The sequence below is a fragment of the Pseudomonas sp. MPDS genome, from assembly GCF_013283895.1.
Classification (GTDB): domain Bacteria; phylum Pseudomonadota; class Gammaproteobacteria; order Pseudomonadales; family Pseudomonadaceae; genus Aquipseudomonas; species Aquipseudomonas rhizophila.
The window spans coordinates 3,070,611-3,089,929 of sequence record NZ_CP054128.1 but is presented as its reverse complement, the minus strand read 5'-3'; the positions used below and the strand labels follow the sequence as shown (position 1 = coordinate 3,089,929).

Here is a 19,319-nt window from a genome sequence, read left to right as displayed (position 1 = left end):
GCCGAGTGAACACCTGATGCCTGTCCCGTACCACGATGCGAGCACCTTTCTGGCAAGCCTCGACGAAGACTGGTGCCGTCATGTCGAGATGATCGGCCCTTGCCTGCTGCAACCCAAACCGGCCCGCGACCCGTATGAAGCACTCGTCCGGGCGATTGCCTATCAACAATTGCATGCTAAAGCCGGCGATGCGATTCTCGGTCGCTTTCTGCGGCTGTTTCCGGGAGCGATATTCCCCAGGCCTGAGCAGATCCTGGCGACTGACTTCCAACAGATGCGCGACTGCGGATTTTCCGCCAGCAAGATCGCGACCATACAGGGCATCGCTCAAGCGACGCTGGACGAGGTGGTGCCGGACTACCCCGCGGCGCTGGCCATGGATGATGAGGCCTTGATCGAACGCTTGATCACCCTGCGCGGCGTCGGACGCTGGACCGTGGAGATGCTGCTGATCTACAGCCTGGAGCGACCCGACATCCTGCCGGCGGATGACTTTGGAGTGCGTGAGGGGTATCGGCGGCTCAAGGGTTTGGACGTCCAACCGACGCGCAAACAGATGGTTGGGATTGGACAGGCGTGGAGCCCACATCGGACGGTGGCGGCGTGGTATTTGTGGCGGGTGCCCGGTCGCTAGAGCGCGTCATCGTTCATCGCGAGCAGGCTCGCTCCCACAGGGATTTCGGTGTTTGTGTTCACTGAAGATCAAATGTGGGAGCGAGCCTGCTCGCGATGGCTGCCGCATGGCCGGCCTGAATTCAGCTGTCAAAAAATGCCGACCGTCTAGGCTGTCCTGAGCCACTTCCCAATTGCCAACCGGAGGTTCTCATGCAGCTCGAAGGATCCTGCCATTGCGGCGCGGTGTCGTTCAGCCTCGACAGCGCCCACCCCTACCCTTATCAGCGCTGCTACTGCTCGATCTGTCGCAAGACCCAGGGTGGAGGCGGCTTTGCGATAAACCTGGGGGGCGATGCCCGGAGCTTGAAGGTACGCGGTCGCAAGCACATCTCGATCTATCATGCGCGGCTCAGGAATGACGGGGATAAACGCGCCCACCGCAGCAGCGCCGAACGGCATTTCTGTTCCCTTTGCGGTTCAGGCTTGTGGCTGTTCAGCCCCGAATGGCCTGAGCTGATCCACCCGTTCGCCTCTGCCATCGACACGCCGTTGCCGGTACCGCCTGAGCACACCCATCTGATGCTGGGCTCCAAGGCGCCGTGGGTGGAAGTCGAGGCGCACGCCGGCGATCAGCAGTTCGAGATCTATCCCCAGGAGTCCATTGCCCAATGGCATGAGCGCCTGGGTTTGAGCGATTAAGGATGTAGAGCTGCGTGAGGCCTCATCGCGAGCAGGCTCGCTCCCACAGGGATTTTCGGTGTACTCATTACTTGTGTTCACTGAAGATCAAATGTGGGAGCGAGCCTGCTCGCGATGGCGTCAGGGCAAACAGCCCTATACCGCAGGCACACCACTGTGGAAGCGAAACTCCACATCCGGCGATTCAATCAGCGCCTGCTCGGCGTCACGAACCTTGTCGATCACCTGGGCGATGTCCTTGGCGTCGCCATACTGGTAGGCCAGTTTCAGGTAGCCCTGGAAATGCCGGGCTTCGCTTTTGAGCAAACCGAAATAGAACTTGCCCAATTCTTCGTCCAGGTGCGGCACCAGGGCCTCGAAACGCTCGCAACTGCGGGCCTCGATGAAAGCGCCGACCACCAAAGTGTCCACCAGTTTGACCGGTTCGTGGCTGCGGATCACTTTGCGCAGCCCCGAGGCGTAACGCCCGGCAGAGAGCTGGCGCAAGCCGACCTTGCGTTTTTTCATCAGGCGCATCACCTGTTCGTGATGCACCAGTTCTTCCCGGGCCAGACGTGACATCAGGTTGATCAGGTCAACGTGGGAGTGGTACTTGGCGATCAGGCTCAGGGCGGTGCTGGCGGCCTTGAATTCGCAGTTCTTGTGGTCGATCAGCAGCGTCTCCTGGTCGGCCAGCGCCGCCTGGACCCAGGCATCGGGAGTGCGGCAACCAAGGAATTCATGAATTTCGGGAAGGATCATGGGGCTCACGGAAAAAGAGAGTCGAGCGAAGGGCGCCGATTATACCGGCCTGCCTCCAGACCACCAGCCACCGCCGTTGATATGCATCAAGTCGACGACTGCCATACAACAACTATAGTTGAGCAACGCCATGCCTTTTTATTGCTGGAGACGCCGATCATGCAAGCCATTCGCAGCATTCTGGTGGTCATCGACCCCGAACATTCGGAAAGCCTCGCGCTCAAGCGCGCCAAGCTGATTGCCGGTGTCACCCAGGCCCACCTGCATCTGCTGGTGTGTGACAAGAAGCATGACCATGCCGGCATGCTCAGCGTGCTGAAGGCCGCGTTGCTGGCCGACGGCTACAGTGTCACCACCGAACAGGCCTGGAACGAAAGCCTCTACGAAACCATCATCGACGTACAGCAGGCCGAAGGTTGCGGCCTGGTGATCAAGCAACATTTTCCCGACAGCCCGCTGAAAAAAGCCCTGCTCACCCCGGCGGACTGGAAATTGCTGCGCCATTGCCCGACTCCAGTGCTGCTGGTGAAAACCGCCGGTTCCTGGAAAGACAAAGTGATCCTCGCCGCCGTCGACGTGGGCAATGCCGACGGCGAGCACCGCCACCTGCACTCCACCATCATCGATCACGGCTACGACATTGCCATCCTGGCCAAGGCGCACCTGCACGTGATCAGCGCCCATCCCACACCGATGCTGTCCTCCGCCGATCCGACGTTCCAGCTCAAGGAAACCATCGAGGCCAAATACCGCGAACAATGCCGGGCGTTCCAGGCTGAGTTCGACATCGACGACCAACACCTGCACATCGAAGAAGGTCCGGCGGACGTCCTGATTCCATACATGGCGCGCAAGCTGCAGGCAGCGGTGACAGTGATCGGCACCGTGGCGCGTTCCGGGTTGTCAGGGGTCTTGATCGGCAATACCGCCGAAGCGGTGCTCGACACGCTGGAAAGCGACGTGCTGGTGCTCAAACCGCAGGAGGTCGAGGATCATCTGGTGGAGCTGGCGGTCAAGGACTGACACCCCTCGCCACAAAAGCCATCTCCTTCAGCCGCCAATGGCATCCTTCAGGAACCCCGGCGCGATGTAGCGCTGGTAATGGGCTTCGGACAGCAGGAAGAATTCCCGATCAATGGCGTCGCGCAGGTCCGGCAGGTCCCAGTCGCGAAATTCGGGCATCAGCACCATACCGTAGGCTTCCAGGTTGTTGATCACCCGCGCGCCACGGGCGATCAATTGATAAGCCCAGCAATATTCCGACTGGTGCGGCACAAAACGAATCTTGCGTGTTTCCAGTTGCTGGCGCAGCAGCGCAGGATCAAAAACCTCCAGCTTGGCCACCATTACCTGGACCAGCAACTGCTCAAGCCGCATCCACACCGCGCGTTTTTCGTCCTCGTTATAGCCGTTCCAATGAATCACTTCATGGTGGAACCGCTTGCAGCCACGGCACACCAGGTCACCGTAGACAGTGGAGCAAAGGCCGACGCAGGGGGTCTTGATGAGCTGGTTGGGCATAAGGAAAAACACACGCAAAAGCAGGACAGGCCGGCATGTTAGCCCTTTGTCTAAGATTGATCACCCCTCAAACTTCAGGGGCCAACTTACGTTTATTTTTTTTTTGCCGTAGAATCAGCCAGCCTTTTAAGGCGCCAATGTCCGTTAGAAGCTGTTTTCAAAGCGTCACGAGCACAGTCGTTCCTTCAGAGCGGTGTTGGCCGAGGGTCTTTCCAGCGGGGAAAGCCCAACGCCAACCCTCATCAGCTCCCCGTTCTGCAGGCGTAAAACTTTGAAAGCAGCTTCTGTGAGGAACTCGCGGAAACTCTGGCGTGGTGGCTCAAAAAGCTTCCGACGCGCATGAGTACCGTGGGTTTCTGGATGAGCGTCCCGGACACCCATTTGGGACCACTGATGAGGGTAATAACTGTGCTTGAAGCCTACCGCAAACATATCGAAGAGCGTGCAGCACTGGGTATCGTTCCCCAGCCGCTTAACGCCGAACAAACCGCAGGCCTGATCGAGCTGCTGAAGAATCCTCCGGCTGGCGAAGAAGCTTTCCTCGTTGACCTGATCACCAATCGCGTTCCGCCTGGAGTCGACGAAGCCGCCTACGTGAAGGCCGGTTTCCTGTCCGCCCTGGCCAAAGGCGAAGCCCAATCCCCTCTGCTGGACAAGAAGCGCGCCGTTGAACTGCTCGGCACCATGCAGGGCGGTTACAACATCGTGACCCTGGTGGACCTGCTGGACGACGCCGAACTGGCGCCCGTAGCCGCCGAAGAACTCAAGCACACCCTGCTGATGTTCGACGCCTTCCACGACGTGGCTGAAAAAGCCCGCAATGGCAACGTTCACGCCAAGGGCGTGCTGCAATCCTGGGCCGACGGCGAGTGGTTCAAGAACCGCCCCGTGCTGGCCGACAAGATCAGCCTTCGGGTGTTCAAGGTTACCGGCGAAACCAACACCGACGACCTCTCCCCGGCTCCTGACGCCTGGTCCCGCCCGGACATCCCACTGCACGCCCTGGCCATGCTGAAAATGGCCCGTGACGGTATCGTGCCGGATGAACAAGGCAAGACCGGCCCGATGAAGCAGATCGAAGAGATGCGCGGCCAGGGCTTCCCGATCGCCTACGTCGGTGACGTGGTCGGTACCGGTTCGTCGCGTAAATCAGCCACCAACTCGGTGCTGTGGTTCTTCGGTGACGACGTGCCTTACGTGCCGAACAAGCGCGCCGGTGGTTTCTGCTTCGGCAGCAAGATCGCCCCGATTTTCTACAACACCATGGAAGACGCCGGCGCCCTGCCGATCGAATTCGATGTGTCCAACATGCACATGGGCGACGTGATCGACCTGTACCCGCATGCTGGCAAAGTCTGCAAGCACGGCACTGATGAAGTCCTGGCCACCTTCGAAATGAAGACCCCGGTCCTGTTGGACGAAGTGCGTGCCGGCGGCCGTATCCCGCTGATCATCGGTCGCGGCCTGACCGAGAAGGCACGTGCCGAGCTGGGCCTGCCCGCTTCGGACCTGTTCAAGAAGCCGGAAGCCCCGGCCGAAAGCACCAAGGGTTTCACCCTGGCGCAGAAAATGGTCGGCAAGGCCTGCGGCGTGACCGGCGTTCGTCCGGGCACCTACTGCGAGCCGAAGATGACTACCGTCGGTTCCCAGGACACCACTGGCCCGATGACCCGCGACGAATTGAAAGACCTGGCGTGCCTGGGCTTCTCGACCGATCTGGTGATGCAGTCCTTCTGCCACACCGCGGCCTATCCAAAGCCGATCGACGTGACCACCCACCACACCCTGCCTGACTTCATCATGACCCGTGGCGGCGTGTCCCTGCGTCCGGGCGACGGCATCATCCACAGCTGGCTGAACCGCATGCTGCTGCCGGACACCGTCGGCACCGGTGGCGACTCCCACACCCGTTTCCCGATCGGTATCTCGTTCCCGGCCGGTTCTGGCCTGGTGGCGTTCGCCGCCGCCACTGGCGTCATGCCGCTGGACATGCCGGAATCGATCCTGGTTCGCTTCAAGGGCAAGCTGCAACCAGGCGTCACCCTGCGTGACCTGGTTCACGCCATCCCTTACTACGCGATCCAGAAAGGTCTGTTGACCGTCGAGAAGAAAGGCAAGAAGAACGCCTTCTCCGGCCGCATCCTGGAAATCGAAGGCCTGGAAACCCTGACCGTCGAGCAAGCGTTCGAACTGTCCGACGCCTCGGCCGAACGTTCGGCTGCCGGTTGCACCATCAAGCTGTCCAAGGAATCGATTGCCGAATACCTGCAATCGAACATCACCCTGCTGCGCTGGATGATCGGCGAAGGCTACGGCGATGCCCGCACCCTGGAGCGTCGTGCCCAGGCGATGGAAGCCTGGCTGGCCAACCCGGAACTGCTGGAAGCCGACAAGGACGCCGAATACGCCGAAGTCATCGAGATCGACCTGGCCGACGTCAAGGAGCCTGTGCTCTGCGCGCCGAACGACCCGGACGATGCCCGCCTGCTCTCCAGCGTCGCTGGGCAGAAGATCGACGAAGTGTTCATCGGTTCGTGCATGACCAACATCGGCCACTTCCGCGCTGCCGGTAAGTTACTGGAACAGGTCAAGGGTCAGTTGCCAACCCGTCTGTGGCTCTCGCCGCCGACCAAGATGGACGCTCACCAGCTCACCGAAGAAGGCTACTACGGCATCTACGGCAAGGCCGGTGCACGGATGGAAATGCCAGGCTGCTCGCTGTGCATGGGTAACCAGGCACGCGTGGAACCGAACTCCACCGTGGTGTCGACTTCGACCCGCAACTTCCCGAACCGTCTGGGCGACGGCGCGAATGTCTACCTGGCTTCGGCCGAACTGGCATCCGTGGCGTCTATCCTGGGTCGCCTGCCGACCGTCGAGGAGTACATGGAATACGCCGGCAAGATCGACAGCATGGCAGCGGACGTGTACCGCTACCTGAGCTTCGACCAGATCGCCGAGTTCCGTGAAGCGGCTGCCAATGCCAACATCCCGGTCGTTCAAGCCTAAGGCTTCAACGCTCGACTAAAAACGCCGCCCTTCTTGCGAGGGGCGGCGTTTTTTTATGCCTGTTTTCGATGCAACCTGAACTGACGCCATCGCGAGCAGGCTCGCTCCCACAGAGACTTGTGGTGAATGACGAATCTATGAACACCCAAGACTCCATGTGGGAGCGAGCCTGCTCGCGAAGACGGCAGCACATCCAACATCAATGCAAGCTGACCCACCGCTTTCGCGAGCGGGCGCGCTCCCACAGGGAATCCGGTCAGGATGTCAGGGAATAGACCAGCGCGGTAATTGCCACCACCCCTACCAGCGTCACGAACACATTGGACGCCTGGCCGCGGTAACGGGCCATGGCCGGGACCTTTTGGATGGCGTACATCGGCATCAGGAACAGGATCGCCGCGATTACCGGGCCGCCCAGGGTTTCGATCATGCCCAGGATGCTCGGGTTAAGGGTGGCGACGATCCAGCACACCACCAACATGAACGCCGCGGTCAGACGGTCCAGGGTCTTTGCCGCCGGACGCCGACCGCTCTTGACGATCAGGCCCTTGAGGCCTTCGCTGGCGCCAATGTAATGCCCCAGGAAGGACTTGGAGATCGCCACGAACGCAATCAATGGCGCGGCAAAAGCGATGGTCGGATTACTAAAGTGGTTGGCCAGGTACGACAGGATCGACAGATTCTGCGCCTTGGCCTCGGCCAGTTGCGACGGGGAAAGCGTCAAAACACAACTGAACACAAAGAACAGCACCATCACCACCATCAGCACATGGGCGCGCGAGAGGATCTGCGAGCTGCGCACTTCGGCGTTATCGCCATGGCGACGCTTCTGATCCACCGCAAACGCCGAGATGATCGGCGAGTGGTTGAACGAGAACACCATCACCGGAATCGCCAGCCACAAGGTATGCAGCAGCGCCGAAGGTTCAGGCAGCGTGGACGCTGTGGTCAGGATGCCACCGTTCCAGTGCGGGATCAGAAACACCGCCAGGAACAGCAACGCTACGATAAACGGATAGACCATCAGGCTCATGGCCTTGACGATCGCCTGCTCCCCGCAGCGCACCACTGCCAGCAAACCCAGGATCAACACCAGCGATAGCACCACCCGAGGTGGCGGCTGGATATGCAGTTGATGCTCCAGGAAGCTGCCCACCGTATTGGTCAGCGCCACGCTGTAGATCAGCAGAATCGGGAAAATTGCAAAGAAATACAGCAACGTGATCAGTGCACCGGCCTTGATACCGAAATGCTCCTCCACCACGTCAGTGATGTCCGCGCCTTCACGGCCGGACAACACGAAACGGGTCAGCCCCCGGTGGGCGTAGAACGTCATGGGAAAGGCTAGCAACGCCAGGATCAACAACGGCCAGAAACCGCCGAGGCCGGCGTTGATGGGCAAAAACAAAGTACCTGCACCGATGGCGGTGCCAAACAGGCCCAACATCCAAGTAGTGTCATGCCGCCCCCACTGGCTGAGCGTAGCTGGGGCTGTCGTTTCAAAGCGTTCTTCGACGCTAGTGGCCTGATCATTCATCCGGTCGGATCTCCGCATTCCGGTCACATGCACCCGACCAGGACGAGTCGGAAAACCCCGACAGGCAGCGCCCTGGCCGAAACAGGGGCGCGATTGTCCGGGATTAACGAGCAGAAGCAAAGACTTAGCTGAGGAGCGGTTGTGAGGACGGTGCATCTGCGGCAAATAACGCCGGGGAATGAAGCCGCCGACCTATCGCCGTTTTGCGCCAACTCCTACACTCAGAACAGATGAAACAGTTACCAGCGCAGGATAAGCCATAATGCACAAAACCCTGTGGGAGCGAGCCTGCTCGCGATAGCGATGGAACAGCCAGCCATGGTATTTCCTGAGACACCGCTATCGCGAGCAGGCTCGCTCCCACAGGTTTTTCGTCAGTCCTATTGCCCACAGGAGCACAGCATGACCGCAACCGTTCTTGTACTGGTTGAAACCGTCAACGAATACCTGCCGATTCTTGAGCGCCAGGGCTATCACTTGGAGTTGGCGCCAACGCCTGCCGAGCGCAAGACGGCGATTCACGAACATGGAGAACGGTTCAGCGCGGTACTGACCCGCGGTCCCCTGGGTTTGACGGCCGAGGAAATTGCCGCCCTGCCCAACCTGAAAATCATCTGCGTGATCGGCGCCGGCTACGAGCAGGTGGACCTGCAGGCCGCCCATCAGCGCGGCATCGTGGTGACCAATGGCGCCGGGGTCAATGCGTCGTCGGTAGCCGACCATGCCATGGCGCTGTTGCTGGCGTTGGTGCGCGATATCCCCCATTGCGATGCCGCCCTGCGACGGGGCGAATGGCCGAGGAGCGCGCGCCCTTCCCTGGCCGGTAAGCGGCTGGGCGTGTTGGGCCTTGGCGCGGTGGGCATGGCGATCGCCAAACGGGCCGCCCTGGGCTTTGACATGAGTGTCAGCTATCACAATCGCCGGGTACGCAACGACGTGCCCTACACCTTCTGCGCCACGCCCACGGAACTGGCGCGGGTCTCGGACTTCCTGATCGTCGCCACGCCAGGCGGCCTGGATACCCGGCAGTTGATAAACAAGCAGAGCCTGGATGCGCTCGGTCCAAAAGGATTTCTGGTGAACGTCGCCAGGGCCAGCGTGGTTGCCACCGCCGACCTGATCAGCGCCCTGGAACAACGGCGAATTGCCGGAGCGGCCCTGGATGTGTTCGATCACGAGCCCGAAGTGCCGCAGGCGCTGAAGAACCTGCCCAACGTCGTCCTCACACCCCACGTGGCAGGCCTGTCGCCGGAAGCCACCCGCGCTATGGTGGAGTTGGTGGGCCAGAACCTGACCGCGTTCTTTTCCGGCAAACCGGTACTGACGCCGGTGCGCTTGCCCGACGAGGAGCGTTAGAGAACGCCCAATAGCGTCCACACGCGCCGGGATTCGGCATCGGCACTGATCAGTTCGCCCAGCAGCTCGTTCAACGGTTTGTTGCCCCACTCCACGCCGCGCCGGATCAAATAGGGCACCGGACTGTGGGGTTCGGTGCGAGCCAGGTAGCCGGCGATGACCAGCAACTGGCGATAGGCTTCCTCGCGGCTGGCCGGCTCCTGAAAAGCCAGGGTTGCCGCGGCGCCCACCTGCGCTGGGGCGGTTTGCGGCGTCACCGGCGGTGGTGCTTGCGCCGGCACGACGGTGGGTTGCTGTGGGTTCATCGCAATGAACTCCTCTATCAATGTCAGCAAGGCCTGTATCACGTCCTGCAGGGAGGAATAGCCTGGGGCCTGATCGCCCAGGTAGGCATCACTCCAGGCTTCGAGCCGTTGCAGGTGCTGCAGGCTCAGCATCAGGCTGCCCTGGCGATGCAGCCAGAACGACAATGGCGTGGTGCGAATCAGTTCGCTAAGTTTTTTCTGGTCGTTGCGCGCCGCTTCCGCCGAGGCCTTGGCGTTTTTACTGTCGTTGACCAACACCTGCTGGCGCTGCAAGCGTTGCCAGTCGGCCAGGCAGAAACCGTCGAAATCAGGGTCCCGGCCATCGAACAAGGGCACCCGTGTCAGTAACACTTCGCTGTAGCGACGGGCCAGCCACTCCAGCGGAATGACCCGCCACGACGGGTCACCGTCATCGGCCCGGGGATACAGCTGCTCGGGGTAGCGCTCACACAGACCCGCCACCAACGCCAGGCTGCCCGGCAGTCCTTCCAGCCCGGTCAGGTGTAACCAGGCCTCCCCCAGCCAGGCGCTGATCATCAAATCCTTGCTGCGCTCGAGCAGCAACACAGTGGCAAGTCTTTCCAGTTCCGGCCATTGGGCGCGCTTGATCGACGATTGCCACACACCTGTGGGCAGGCTGGTGTCGTCCTCCCGGCGCAACTCGCGCAACTGGTCGAACTCCGGCTCGTAGCGCAGATCCTGGCCACAGGGCGATTCGGCGCTGATCGGCTCAAGCAACCGGGGGATGAGTTCGGGCAAAGGGGATATCGGCAAACTCACAAGCCCTCCTCGCGGGTTGCGATGGCGGTGCTCGATGAGGTCGCCATGAAAGGTGAACGGGGGGCCTGGGTCGGCAGCGGCGCAATCGACAGCGGCAGCTTCGAACCCTGGCTCATCAGCGACAAACGCAGGAACATCTGGGTCTGTTGCGCCGTGGTCGCCTGGGTCTGGGCCGTCACGGGCAGTTGCAGGGTCAGCGGGAAATCGGTGTAGTCGGCGTTCGGCTGGCGCTGGCTCGACACCAGTGAGCGCATCAGGCGCAGCAACGCCCACGGCCCCTGGTACTCCCAGCCGGCTTCCAGATCGCGCACCACCAGGTCGGGTTGCAAGGGGTCGTTGGCCGGACGCTGGTAACCGTTACGGGCCCAGCGCAGGGTCAAACTCACCGGCTGGCCGACCATCCAGCGCAGGTTCTGCCCGGTTTCACCTGGGTAACTGATCTGTTGGTTGCCGGCGTTCAGCCCCCAGGCGATCACCTGATCCGCGCCGCGTTCCTGCTCGCGATCGGTTCGCCAGCGCACGTCCATTTCCACGCCGAGCAAGCCACTCTTGTCCCGCACGAACAGCGGCCCGAGCCAGGCACCGGCCTGTTTCAAACGGTTGAGAAAATCCTCCGCCGCCAATCGCTCCGGCGTCCGGCTCAACGCCAGTCCGGCCTGTGCCTGAGGCAGCCGCGTGTCGATCAGCTCCAGCAGGCGCTGGACCCGCGCCGGGTCGGCATCGCTGGCCCGCACGTCCTGGGAAAACGGAAAGCGCCCGGCCAGGTACTGATTGAAATAATTGGCCAGGTCATTCCAGGCGGTCGCCGCCTGGTTCTGTTGTAGATACAGGCAGCGCTGCAAGGCACTTTGTTGCAGCGTAACGGTGCGCACGGCCAGGTCGCCACGTCCGCCGGGCAGGCTGGACGTTTGCAGAATCTGCGCGCAGGACGTGGTGTCCATTTCGATGAAATCGCGACTTACCAATTGCTCCAGCTGGGCAGCCGCACTGGCCGGGTTCTGGTTTTTGTATTTGAGCAGTTCGTCGTTGAGCGCCATGAACCGGGCAACCTGATCGTGCTCCAGGGCCGACAGGTTGTCCTGCTGGACAATCAGCCATTCCAGCGCAGGCATACGATGCTCGGCGATCTGTAGCATGGCGCCGAACTGCTGGTTGAGGTTCAGCTTCAAGTCCTGAGGATCAGTGGCGCCGTACAACTGCAAGCCGAAGTTCTTCGAGCCGTTCCAGCGTTGGACATCGGCACGTTGAGTGAACAGTGGCTGGGCGTCGATTTCGTTCAGGCCGCTCTGGATCTGCGCCAACGCTCGGCGGTTGAGCAGGCGCTGAAAACGAATCGCCAGATCGCTGCGCTTCACATCCATGAAAGCTTTTTGCAGGGCAACGGCCTGGGAGGTCTGCACATTGAAACTCATGCCCGGTAGCGGTTGCTCGCTGTCATCCAGACTCAGCCACATGGCCCGCGCCGCCGCGCTTTCAGCAGCCTCCATCAGCGCCCCACGATAATCCGGCGGGATGCGCGGCAGTTCTTCATTGGCGTAGCTCTGGTAGCTGGCGAAGTAGTTCAAGGCAACGCTGAAATCGTCGCTGTCACCCCGGCCCATCGAGTCGGCGTTACTGTCCGACGGCGCCTTCTGCATGGCCAATGCCACGAAGTCACGCTTGAACAGCGCTTGTACCGCGCCGTCCAGCGCCGTGACATGCTCCTGCAGCACCAGCAAACCGCTGCCCTGCTGGACCAACAGATTGTCCCTGGAACCGGTCTGGACGATCCACTGGTCGCGAAAGCTCTGCTGCAATTTTGCCGCCTGGCTCTGCAGATCCTGCTCAAGATCCGGCCCCAGCAGCGTGCTGTGGCCCACCTTGTCCATCAACTGGGTGTAACCGGGCACCAGGTCCTGCCCCTTGCCCCGGCCCCAGGCCGAGTTGGTCAGGCTGACGAGCCTTTGCAGGTCATCGACCAACGCCATCAGCTCTTCGAGTTCGCTCAAGGAGTTGCCGCCGCCGGCCTCAAGCCGTTGCAGATGCAGCTTCAGGTAACCGGCCTGACGCACGAAGTTGTCCGCCAGAAAGTAATGATCCAGCCAGCGCTGCATCAGGCCCATGAAGTTATCGGCAATCACCGGGCGCGCGGCGTTCAGGTCCAGGCCTTTCAAATCGCTATTCTGGGCATCGAACAGCACCCGATTGTAAAAACGCGCCCGGCTCAAGGTCCCGGTGTTGAGGTTCAACGACAGGGCGTTGTTGCTCAGTTGCACCAGCTCGTCCAACGGTGCCTTGGGGTTGTTCACCGCCTGGCTGAACATCTGGTTGTGCTGTTCCAGGCGCACCGCACGCTCAACCAGGTCCTTGGCTTTCACGTAACTTTGCCATTGGGCCGGATCTTCGCTTTCCACGTTGCCGCGCCGCTCGGTATTGCGGATGCCCTTGAGTTGTTCGAGGTCCGAGACCAGCAGGTCACGCAGCGGCAATATCCAATGATGGCGGGCGGTCATGCGCAAGCCGTTGTCCAGTTGTACGTCCACGGCGGAGAACCAGGAAGTCGGAAACACCACCGAGACGAAACGCCAGCGCGGGGCTTTTTCCAGCACGTTCCAGTAGTTCTGCACGTTGTGCCGGGTCGGCTCCAGTTGCGGCTTGTCGGGGTCGACCACGACATGGTTTTTGTGCGCGCTGAGGACCAACCGCGACAAGCCCTCGGCTTGCTCGACCGAATCGTGCCAGACCCAGACCATGCTCCCCAGCCAGACCACGCCGACCACCAGCGCCACCCCACCGCCCAGCCGATGCCAGCGCTGGCGCAAGCGCAGCAGGCGTGGCACCGGCTGGGCCAGCCCCCGCTCGGCCACCAGCCGGCGCGACCACAATTGCCGGGCGAACACCGTTTGGCGCAAAACGCTGTCGCTGGCGGTCAACCCATCGCCAGTGACGGCGGGCGCCTGGCTGGCGGTGAAATACACGCCACGAAAGCGCGGTGCCTCGCCTTGCGCGTTGCCCTGGAAAACCGGTTCCAGCAGCAGCTGCATGGCGCGCCGCAACCCTTCGAAACGCTCCGGCAACCCATACAGATCGCTGCTCAACTGCCCCGACAGCGCGCCGATTTCGATGATCGACTGGGACAATGCGGCGTTGACCTGATCCAGCGCCTGATCGCTCCATTGCGATTGCCACGCCGCCTCGGGCGAATATGGCGACGACCAGCCCAGCGTCGATTCCCGCGCCTGGGCGGGCAAGGCGCTGACCAGTTCCTGGAACCCCGGCAGTTCTTCCATCCCGGTGATCACCACGTACACCGGCAAGCTCAGACCGAACCGTTGCAAGAGGTCGATGAAACAGCGCCGGACCTTGAGACTCAACTCGGTCGTCTGCTCGATGTCATCGAGCTTGCCGAACGGCACAGTCCAGATCACCGCATCCAGCGGCCGTCTGCTGCGCAGGCGCAGAATCAATCCCAACAGCCGCCACCAGTTACCCCGCTGCATGTTCATGCCCTCATCGGGCAAAAACAGCGCCTGGGGCACCACCAGCACCGCGCCTTCGGCATCCGACCACCAGCGGCCGAACCACGCCGCCTTGTCTGTCGGCTGCAAACGCCACTGGGCGCACAACTGCGCGCCATCGGCCTCGTTGCCCAGCATCAACAACCAGGGCATCTGATAGCGGTCCCGAGTGCCTTGCTCCTGCTCCATGTGGCGCACCGCGCCATAGAAGCTGCGGATAGCCGCGCCGCCCTGGGTGCGCAGCCACCAGATCGCCGCCGCAATCAGCAGCACCGCGACAATGGCGAGCAACACCAGGGCGACGATGCTCAAGAGGCTCATGAGTCCTGCTCCTGAACCACCGACTCGTTCAGTTGCAGCACCGGTTCAAGCTCTGATTGGATGTCACGCCAGAACACCTGCCCCAACCCGGTCAGCAGCAACACCATCGCCAGGATCACCAGGCCCAGGCGCAAACCGTCCGGCAACGACTGTTGAACCGGGACACGTATCGGTGTGGCCGCCGCAGACATCGCCAGGCGCTGGCTGACATCGACATAATCGGGCTCGTGCTGCCAGGCGAACGTGAACAGCGCCACCCGCCATTTTTCGTGCTGGACCTGACCGGGCTCGCCCCGCAATCGGCCCTGAAAACCGAGAATCAGACACTGCAGGTACACGTTGGCCAGGTCCCGGGTGCCGGGCATCTGCTCATCGAGCAGTTTCTTGATAGCGGCCGGCAACCGTTCGCCGGCCTGACGGCTGGAGTACATGCGCGATTCGAGGGGATGCTGCTGCCAGGCCAGTTGTCCCGGCCATGGGGTGAACAGCAAGGTCTCGTCCACCAGCGCCACGAAGGCGTAGACCAATGCCTTGACCTGCTCGGTGGCCGCATCGCCCACGGTGGCAAAGGCAACCCGCCACAACCGCTGGGCGCTTCGACCGGAAAACTCCACCACCCGGCTGACCAATACCGCGGGGTCGCTGTCCTTGGGCAAGTCCTGCCAGTCCTGGGACCACTTCAGCCAAGCCTGACGAAACGCACTGCTCAGCGGTGCCTCATGCAGACTCCGAACCGCCCCGCCACTTCCGTCAGGCATACGACTCCCCTTTTACGATCAGGCGCTTTCACCGGCTTGCGCCACAAACAACACCACTTGCCACGGACTGCTGGCCTGATGCGAGGCCGGCGCTACGATGTGCAACGGCAATTGCCCATCGAACCATTGCCCACTGGCGGCCACCACGAACAACCGGGTGTCGTCACCCACGCTGTAGGCCACCTGTTCGTTGCGGCTCATGGCCTGATGGGGCAGACCGCTCATGCGTTGGCGACTCAACAACGGGATGTGCGGCGCCGACGCGATGATCGCCCCGCGCAACCACTCGGCGGCGGCTTGCTCACTGGCGCCGTTGGGCATACGCAGGCCGATCACCAGGCGCTGGTTCGGCTGGTCGTCGGGCAACTGGATCGAGAACACCTGGTCATCGCGCTCGAAGGCCAGGCTGCGATAACCGGCGCGGACCAGCTCCAGGGTGTTTTCCAACCAGTCCAGCAGCGGCTCATAGCCGCGTTGCAACTCAAGAAAATCCAATGGCGCAAAGGCCGGGACACCGGCCAGCGGATCGAGCGCCGACCAGCTACCAGCCAGCCCCAACAGCAGACCATGCAATGCCTGGGGCGTCGCCACCCGGGTGTTCAGCGCGCCTTCGACTTCCGGCAAACGCGCCCACAACGCAGTCAATTGACGGCGAATCTCCATGGCATCGTCCTGGTTACCGGCCGCCTGGGCCTGACGCAGGCGCCCGGCCAGGAACAGGCATTTCTCCCGGGCCCTGGCACACAGCCCGGCCACTCGCCGACCAAGAATCGATTCCGGCAACAGGATCGGCGTCGGCGGTGTGTAGGCCACCCGCAGGAAACCGCCGCCCTCCTTGCGGATGCGCAACAGCGGCAGGCAGATCGAGTCGGCCTTGCTCAGTTGTGTGCACAGCCGAGGGTTCGGCCGCCACACCGTGATGGACTCGGGGAACTCGCCGCTGGTGAGGTCCGGCAAGGCGTCACCCACTACCGATTGCAGCCGGCCCTTGAGCGGCAGCAATTGCCCGGCGCGCCAGAGCGGACTGATGGCCAGGTACACGGTCACCGTCGCGTCGTCGGTCTTGTTCACCGCTTCGGTGATGTCCAGCTCCAGGGTCGGCCCGACCCCGGCCTGCACGTTGACCGGCAACCCGTCCGGCAAGGTGCCCTGTAGCTGCAACAGCCGGACCTGGCCGGCGCTGAGGGCCGAAGGGTCGACCTCCAACTGGCTGACACCCCAGAACCAGGGGTTGCAGGCGCCGGCAAAATGCGCGGCCAGGGCTTCAGCGCGCAGGCCTTGCAATTGGAAGTGCTGGGGCAGCAACTGCATGCCCTCGTGCCAGCAAACCGCGTCAGGTAACAGACTCATACGACTCCCTTCGACATCCCAATGACGCCGCCCCAGGGCGGCCCGCGGTCACTCAAGGCTGACTGGCAAGCTGGCCATCGTTCACCAGGGTCATCTCACGACTTTCGAACTTCAGCCAAGCCTGGCGCTGATCGTCCAGCCGAAGCCGGTGGGCTCCGGGAGTGTTATAGCTGGCGAAGACCAAAAGTCCAGCGGCGCGCCTGCCCTCCAGAGGGAAGGGTTGGCGGTCGATGAATTGCCCCGGCACCAGCTCCAGCCCCCACACCGACATGAGTTGACGATAGTCGCGCTGGAACTGTTCGCGCTCGGCAAACCACTGGCGTGCGCTGATTCCCGACAGCTGCTTGAGCAGATCCGGGTCGTTCACGGCGACAAAATCCACTGCGATGGGTGTGTCGTCATTGGCTCGGGGCGCGACGTCCAGGGTCAGGCTGTCGAGGTCGACACTGGGAGCAAACAGCGAACAACCGGTGAGCGCGACGCTCAAAAAAAATCCGGAAAAAAGAACACGCAAAATGAATCTTCCTTTTCTCAGCGGTCAAAAATTGTTTTTGCTTGCATTTTTATAGACCTGTTCTAGCGTCTTGGGTAGTTCGACCCACACAGTCGAATGCACCAGGTTCGTCAAGGGAATGACAGGTCTACTGCCCTCCATTTGCAACCTGCGGATCAGCAAGGGAATGCGATGAGCGGGCCCCCCGATGCATTGCTCCCTACATGCATCGGAGTCGGCCGCCATGGCAGAAAGTACCCAGCACAAGCTCGACAGAGTTCGTCCTCCCCGCGTCCAGATCACCTATGACGTGGAAATCGGCAATGCCATCGAAAAGAAAGAATTGCCACTGGTGGTCGGCATTCTGGCCGACCTCTCGGGCAAACCACTGGACCCGCTGCCCAAGCTCAACGAGCGGCGCTTCACCGAAATCGATCGCGACAATTTCAACGAGGTACTGGCCTCCATCTCCCCTCGCGCCACGCTCCAGGTGAATAACACCCTCAGCGGTGACGACAGCAAGCTCAACATCGAACTCAACTTCCGCCACATCGACGACTTCGACCCGGTCAAGGTTGTGGAGCAGGTCACGCCCCTGCGCCGGCTGTTCGAAGCCCGCCAGCGTCTGCGGGACCTGCTGACCAAGCTTGATGGCAACGACGACCTGGACAAGCTGCTGCGCGACGTGATCGCCAACACCGAAGGCCTGCAAGAGATCAAGTCAGCCCGCCCTCAGGATGCGCAAGACCTGCCGACCGAAGCCGCCAACGATGACCCAGCCCCGGCCGAACCACAGGCCTGATCGCGCTCATCACTCAAGGGAGATAAAGCCATGCCTGCTTCATCCAGCGCTCAAACCAGCGAGAGCACGACCCAGACCCTGTCCCTGCTGGACAAGATCATCGCCGAAGGCCGCATGGCCCACGACGACAGCCAGCAGGACTACGCCCGCGACATGCTGGCCGAATTCGCCACCCAGGTCCTCGACGAAGGCATGGCCATCGACAAGGACACCGTGGCCATGATCAACGACCGCATCAGCCAGATCGATCAGTTGATCAGCGCCCAGCTCAACGAAGTGCTGCACCACCCCGAACTGCAAAAACTCGAAGCCTCCTGGCGCGGCCTGCATCTGCTGGTGCAAAACACTGAAACCAGCACGCGGCTTAAACTGCGCTTGCTCAACGTGACCCAGAAAGAACTGCAGAACGATCTGGAAAAAGCCGTCGAGTTCGACCAGAGCGCGCTGTTCAAGAAGATCTACGAGGAAGAATACGGCACCTTCGGCGGGCATCCGTTCAGCCTGCTGGTGGGCGACTACACGTTTGGACGCCACCCCCAGGATATCGGCCTGCTGGAAAAGCTGTCGAACGTCGCCGCCGCCGCGCACGCGCCGTTCATTGCCGCCGCCAGCCCCCGGTTGTTCGACATGACCAGCTTCACCGAGCTGGCCGTGCCCCGTGACCTGTCGAAGATTTTCGAAAGCCAGGAGCTGATCAAGTGGCGCTCGTTCCGCGAAAGCGAAGATTCGCGCTACGTGTCCCTGGTGCTGCCGCACTTTCTGCTGCGCCTGCCCTACGGCCCGGACACGCTGCCGGTGGAAGGCATCAACTACGTCGAGGACGTCAACGGCACCGACCACAGTAAATACCTGTGGGGCAACGCCGCCTGGGCGCTGTCGCAACGCATCACCGAAGCCTTCGCCAAATATGGCTGGTGCGCGGCGATTCGCGGGGCCGAAGGCGGTGGCGCGGTAGCAGGCCTGCCGGCCCATACCTTCCGCACCAGTTCCGGGGACCTGTCGCTCAAATGCCCGACCGAAGTGGCGATCACCGACCGGCGCGAAAAAGAACTCAACGACCTGGGCTTCATTTCCCTGTGCCACAAGAAAAACAGTGACGTGGCAGTGTTCTTCGGCGGCCAGACCACCAACAAGGCCAAGCTCTACAACACCAACGAGGCCAACGCCAACGCGCGAATCTCGGCGATGTTGCCGTATGTGCTCGCCGCCTCGCGTTTCGCCCATTACCTGAAGGTCATCATGCGCGACAAAGTCGGCAGCTTCATGACCCGCGACAACGTGCAGACCTACCTCAATAACTGGATCGCCGATTACGTGCTGATCAACGACAACGCGCCGCAAGAGATCAAGGCGCAGTACCCGTTGCGCGAAGCGCGGGTGGACGTCACGGAGGTGGCGGGCAAGCCAGGGGCCTACAAGGCCACGGTGTTCCTGCGGCCGCACTTCCAGTTGGAGGAGCTGACTGCTTCGATCCGCCTGGTGGCGATCCTGCCGCCGCCGGTAGCGGCCTGACGGCTATGTAGCTATGTGGCGAG

The 19,319-nt window shown here is 61.7% G+C and carries 15 protein-coding genes; 7 read left to right on the top strand and 8 right to left on the bottom strand.

Translation table 11 applies throughout. The features are described 5' to 3' along the window. Positions 1–16: 16 nt before the first annotated feature. Positions 17–634, top strand: coding sequence for a DNA-3-methyladenine glycosylase family protein (locus HQ912_RS13615; RefSeq protein WP_107322351.1), 618 nt, complete (start codon positions 17–19; stop codon positions 632–634). A gap of 191 nt (positions 635–825) precedes the next feature. Beyond that, a complete protein-coding gene (locus HQ912_RS13610) occupies positions 826–1,314 on the top strand; it encodes a GFA family protein (protein ID WP_160892248.1) in 489 nt (162 codons plus the stop codon). A 135-nt stretch (positions 1,315–1,449) separates the two neighbouring features. Here the strand turns inward: HQ912_RS13610 and HQ912_RS13605 are convergent, their stop codons facing one another. Continuing rightward, positions 1,450–2,055 carry a tRNA-(ms[2]io[6]A)-hydroxylase gene (locus HQ912_RS13605; protein WP_173406899.1) on the bottom strand — a complete coding sequence of 202 codons (606 nt, stop codon included), beginning with the start codon at positions 2,053–2,055 and terminating at the stop codon, positions 1,450–1,452. A 159-nt stretch (positions 2,056–2,214) separates the two neighbouring features. Between HQ912_RS13605 and HQ912_RS13600 the strand changes: the two genes are divergently transcribed. After that, entirely contained in the window at positions 2,215–3,078 is an 864-nt protein-coding gene (locus HQ912_RS13600; protein ID WP_047225748.1) for a universal stress protein, read from the top strand. Positions 3,079–3,105: 27 nt separating this feature from the next. Here HQ912_RS13600 and HQ912_RS13595 read toward each other — a convergent pair whose 3' ends face one another. Beyond that, positions 3,106–3,576 carry a DUF1289 domain-containing protein gene (locus tag HQ912_RS13595; RefSeq protein WP_047225747.1) on the bottom strand — a complete coding sequence of 157 codons (471 nt, stop codon included), beginning with the start codon at positions 3,574–3,576 and terminating at the stop codon, positions 3,106–3,108. A gap of 408 nt (positions 3,577–3,984) precedes the next feature. Here HQ912_RS13595 and acnB point away from each other — a divergent pair, with 408 nt between their 5' ends. Then, a complete protein-coding gene (gene acnB / locus HQ912_RS13590; RefSeq protein WP_047225746.1) occupies positions 3,985–6,585 on the top strand; it encodes a bifunctional aconitate hydratase 2/2-methylisocitrate dehydratase in 2,601 nt (866 codons plus the stop codon). A gap of 256 nt (positions 6,586–6,841) precedes the next feature. Here acnB and HQ912_RS13585 read toward each other — a convergent pair whose 3' ends face one another. Next, complete coding sequence (locus tag HQ912_RS13585) at positions 6,842–8,122, bottom strand: serine/threonine transporter (RefSeq protein WP_076384405.1); 1,281 nt, start codon at positions 8,120–8,122, stop codon at positions 6,842–6,844. A 402-nt stretch (positions 8,123–8,524) separates the two neighbouring features. On the opposite strand from HQ912_RS13585, the gene HQ912_RS13580 reads away from it, so the two are divergent. Continuing rightward, a complete protein-coding gene (locus HQ912_RS13580; RefSeq protein ID WP_107322349.1) occupies positions 8,525–9,478 on the top strand; it encodes a 2-hydroxyacid dehydrogenase in 954 nt (317 codons plus the stop codon). Here the strand turns inward: HQ912_RS13580 and tssA are convergent. From tssA to HQ912_RS13555, 5 genes are read right to left on the bottom strand one after another with little or no spacing between them, the layout of a single operon-like run. Then, a complete protein-coding gene (gene tssA, locus HQ912_RS13575; protein ID WP_107322348.1) occupies positions 9,475–10,563 on the bottom strand; it encodes a type VI secretion system protein TssA in 1,089 nt (362 codons plus the stop codon). The two genes, HQ912_RS13580 and tssA, sit on opposite strands and share 4 nt — an antisense overlap. Further along, positions 10,560–14,381: a type VI secretion system protein gene (locus tag HQ912_RS13570; protein ID WP_107322347.1), complete on the bottom strand. Its 3,822-nt coding sequence runs from the start codon at positions 14,379–14,381 to the stop codon at positions 10,560–10,562. The genes tssA and HQ912_RS13570 overlap by 4 nt, the downstream gene beginning before the upstream one ends. After that, on the bottom strand, positions 14,378–15,139 hold the full coding sequence (locus tag HQ912_RS13565; protein ID WP_107322346.1) for a DotU family type IV/VI secretion system protein: 762 nt from the start codon (positions 15,137–15,139) through the stop codon (positions 14,378–14,380). The genes HQ912_RS13570 and HQ912_RS13565 overlap by 4 nt, the downstream gene beginning before the upstream one ends. 18 nt (positions 15,140–15,157) lie before the next feature. Next, complete coding sequence (tssK, locus tag HQ912_RS13560) at positions 15,158–16,489, bottom strand: type VI secretion system baseplate subunit TssK (protein WP_107322345.1); 1,332 nt, start codon at positions 16,487–16,489, stop codon at positions 15,158–15,160. A 52-nt stretch (positions 16,490–16,541) separates the two neighbouring features. Beyond that, positions 16,542–17,003, bottom strand: a complete 462-nt coding sequence (locus tag HQ912_RS13555) for a hypothetical protein (RefSeq protein WP_047225739.1) — start codon at positions 17,001–17,003, stop codon at positions 16,542–16,544. 223 nt (positions 17,004–17,226) lie between these two features. Between HQ912_RS13555 and tssB the strand changes: the two genes are divergently transcribed. Together tssB and tssC are read left to right on the top strand one after the other, a co-directional pair. Next, on the top strand, positions 17,227–17,784 hold the full coding sequence (gene tssB / locus HQ912_RS13550) for a type VI secretion system contractile sheath small subunit (RefSeq protein WP_047225738.1): 558 nt from the start codon (positions 17,227–17,229) through the stop codon (positions 17,782–17,784). 30 nt (positions 17,785–17,814) lie between these two features. Beyond that, positions 17,815–19,296, top strand: coding sequence for a type VI secretion system contractile sheath large subunit (gene tssC, locus HQ912_RS13545; protein ID WP_173406898.1), 1,482 nt, complete (start codon positions 17,815–17,817; stop codon positions 19,294–19,296). Positions 19,297–19,319 lie beyond the last annotated feature (23 nt).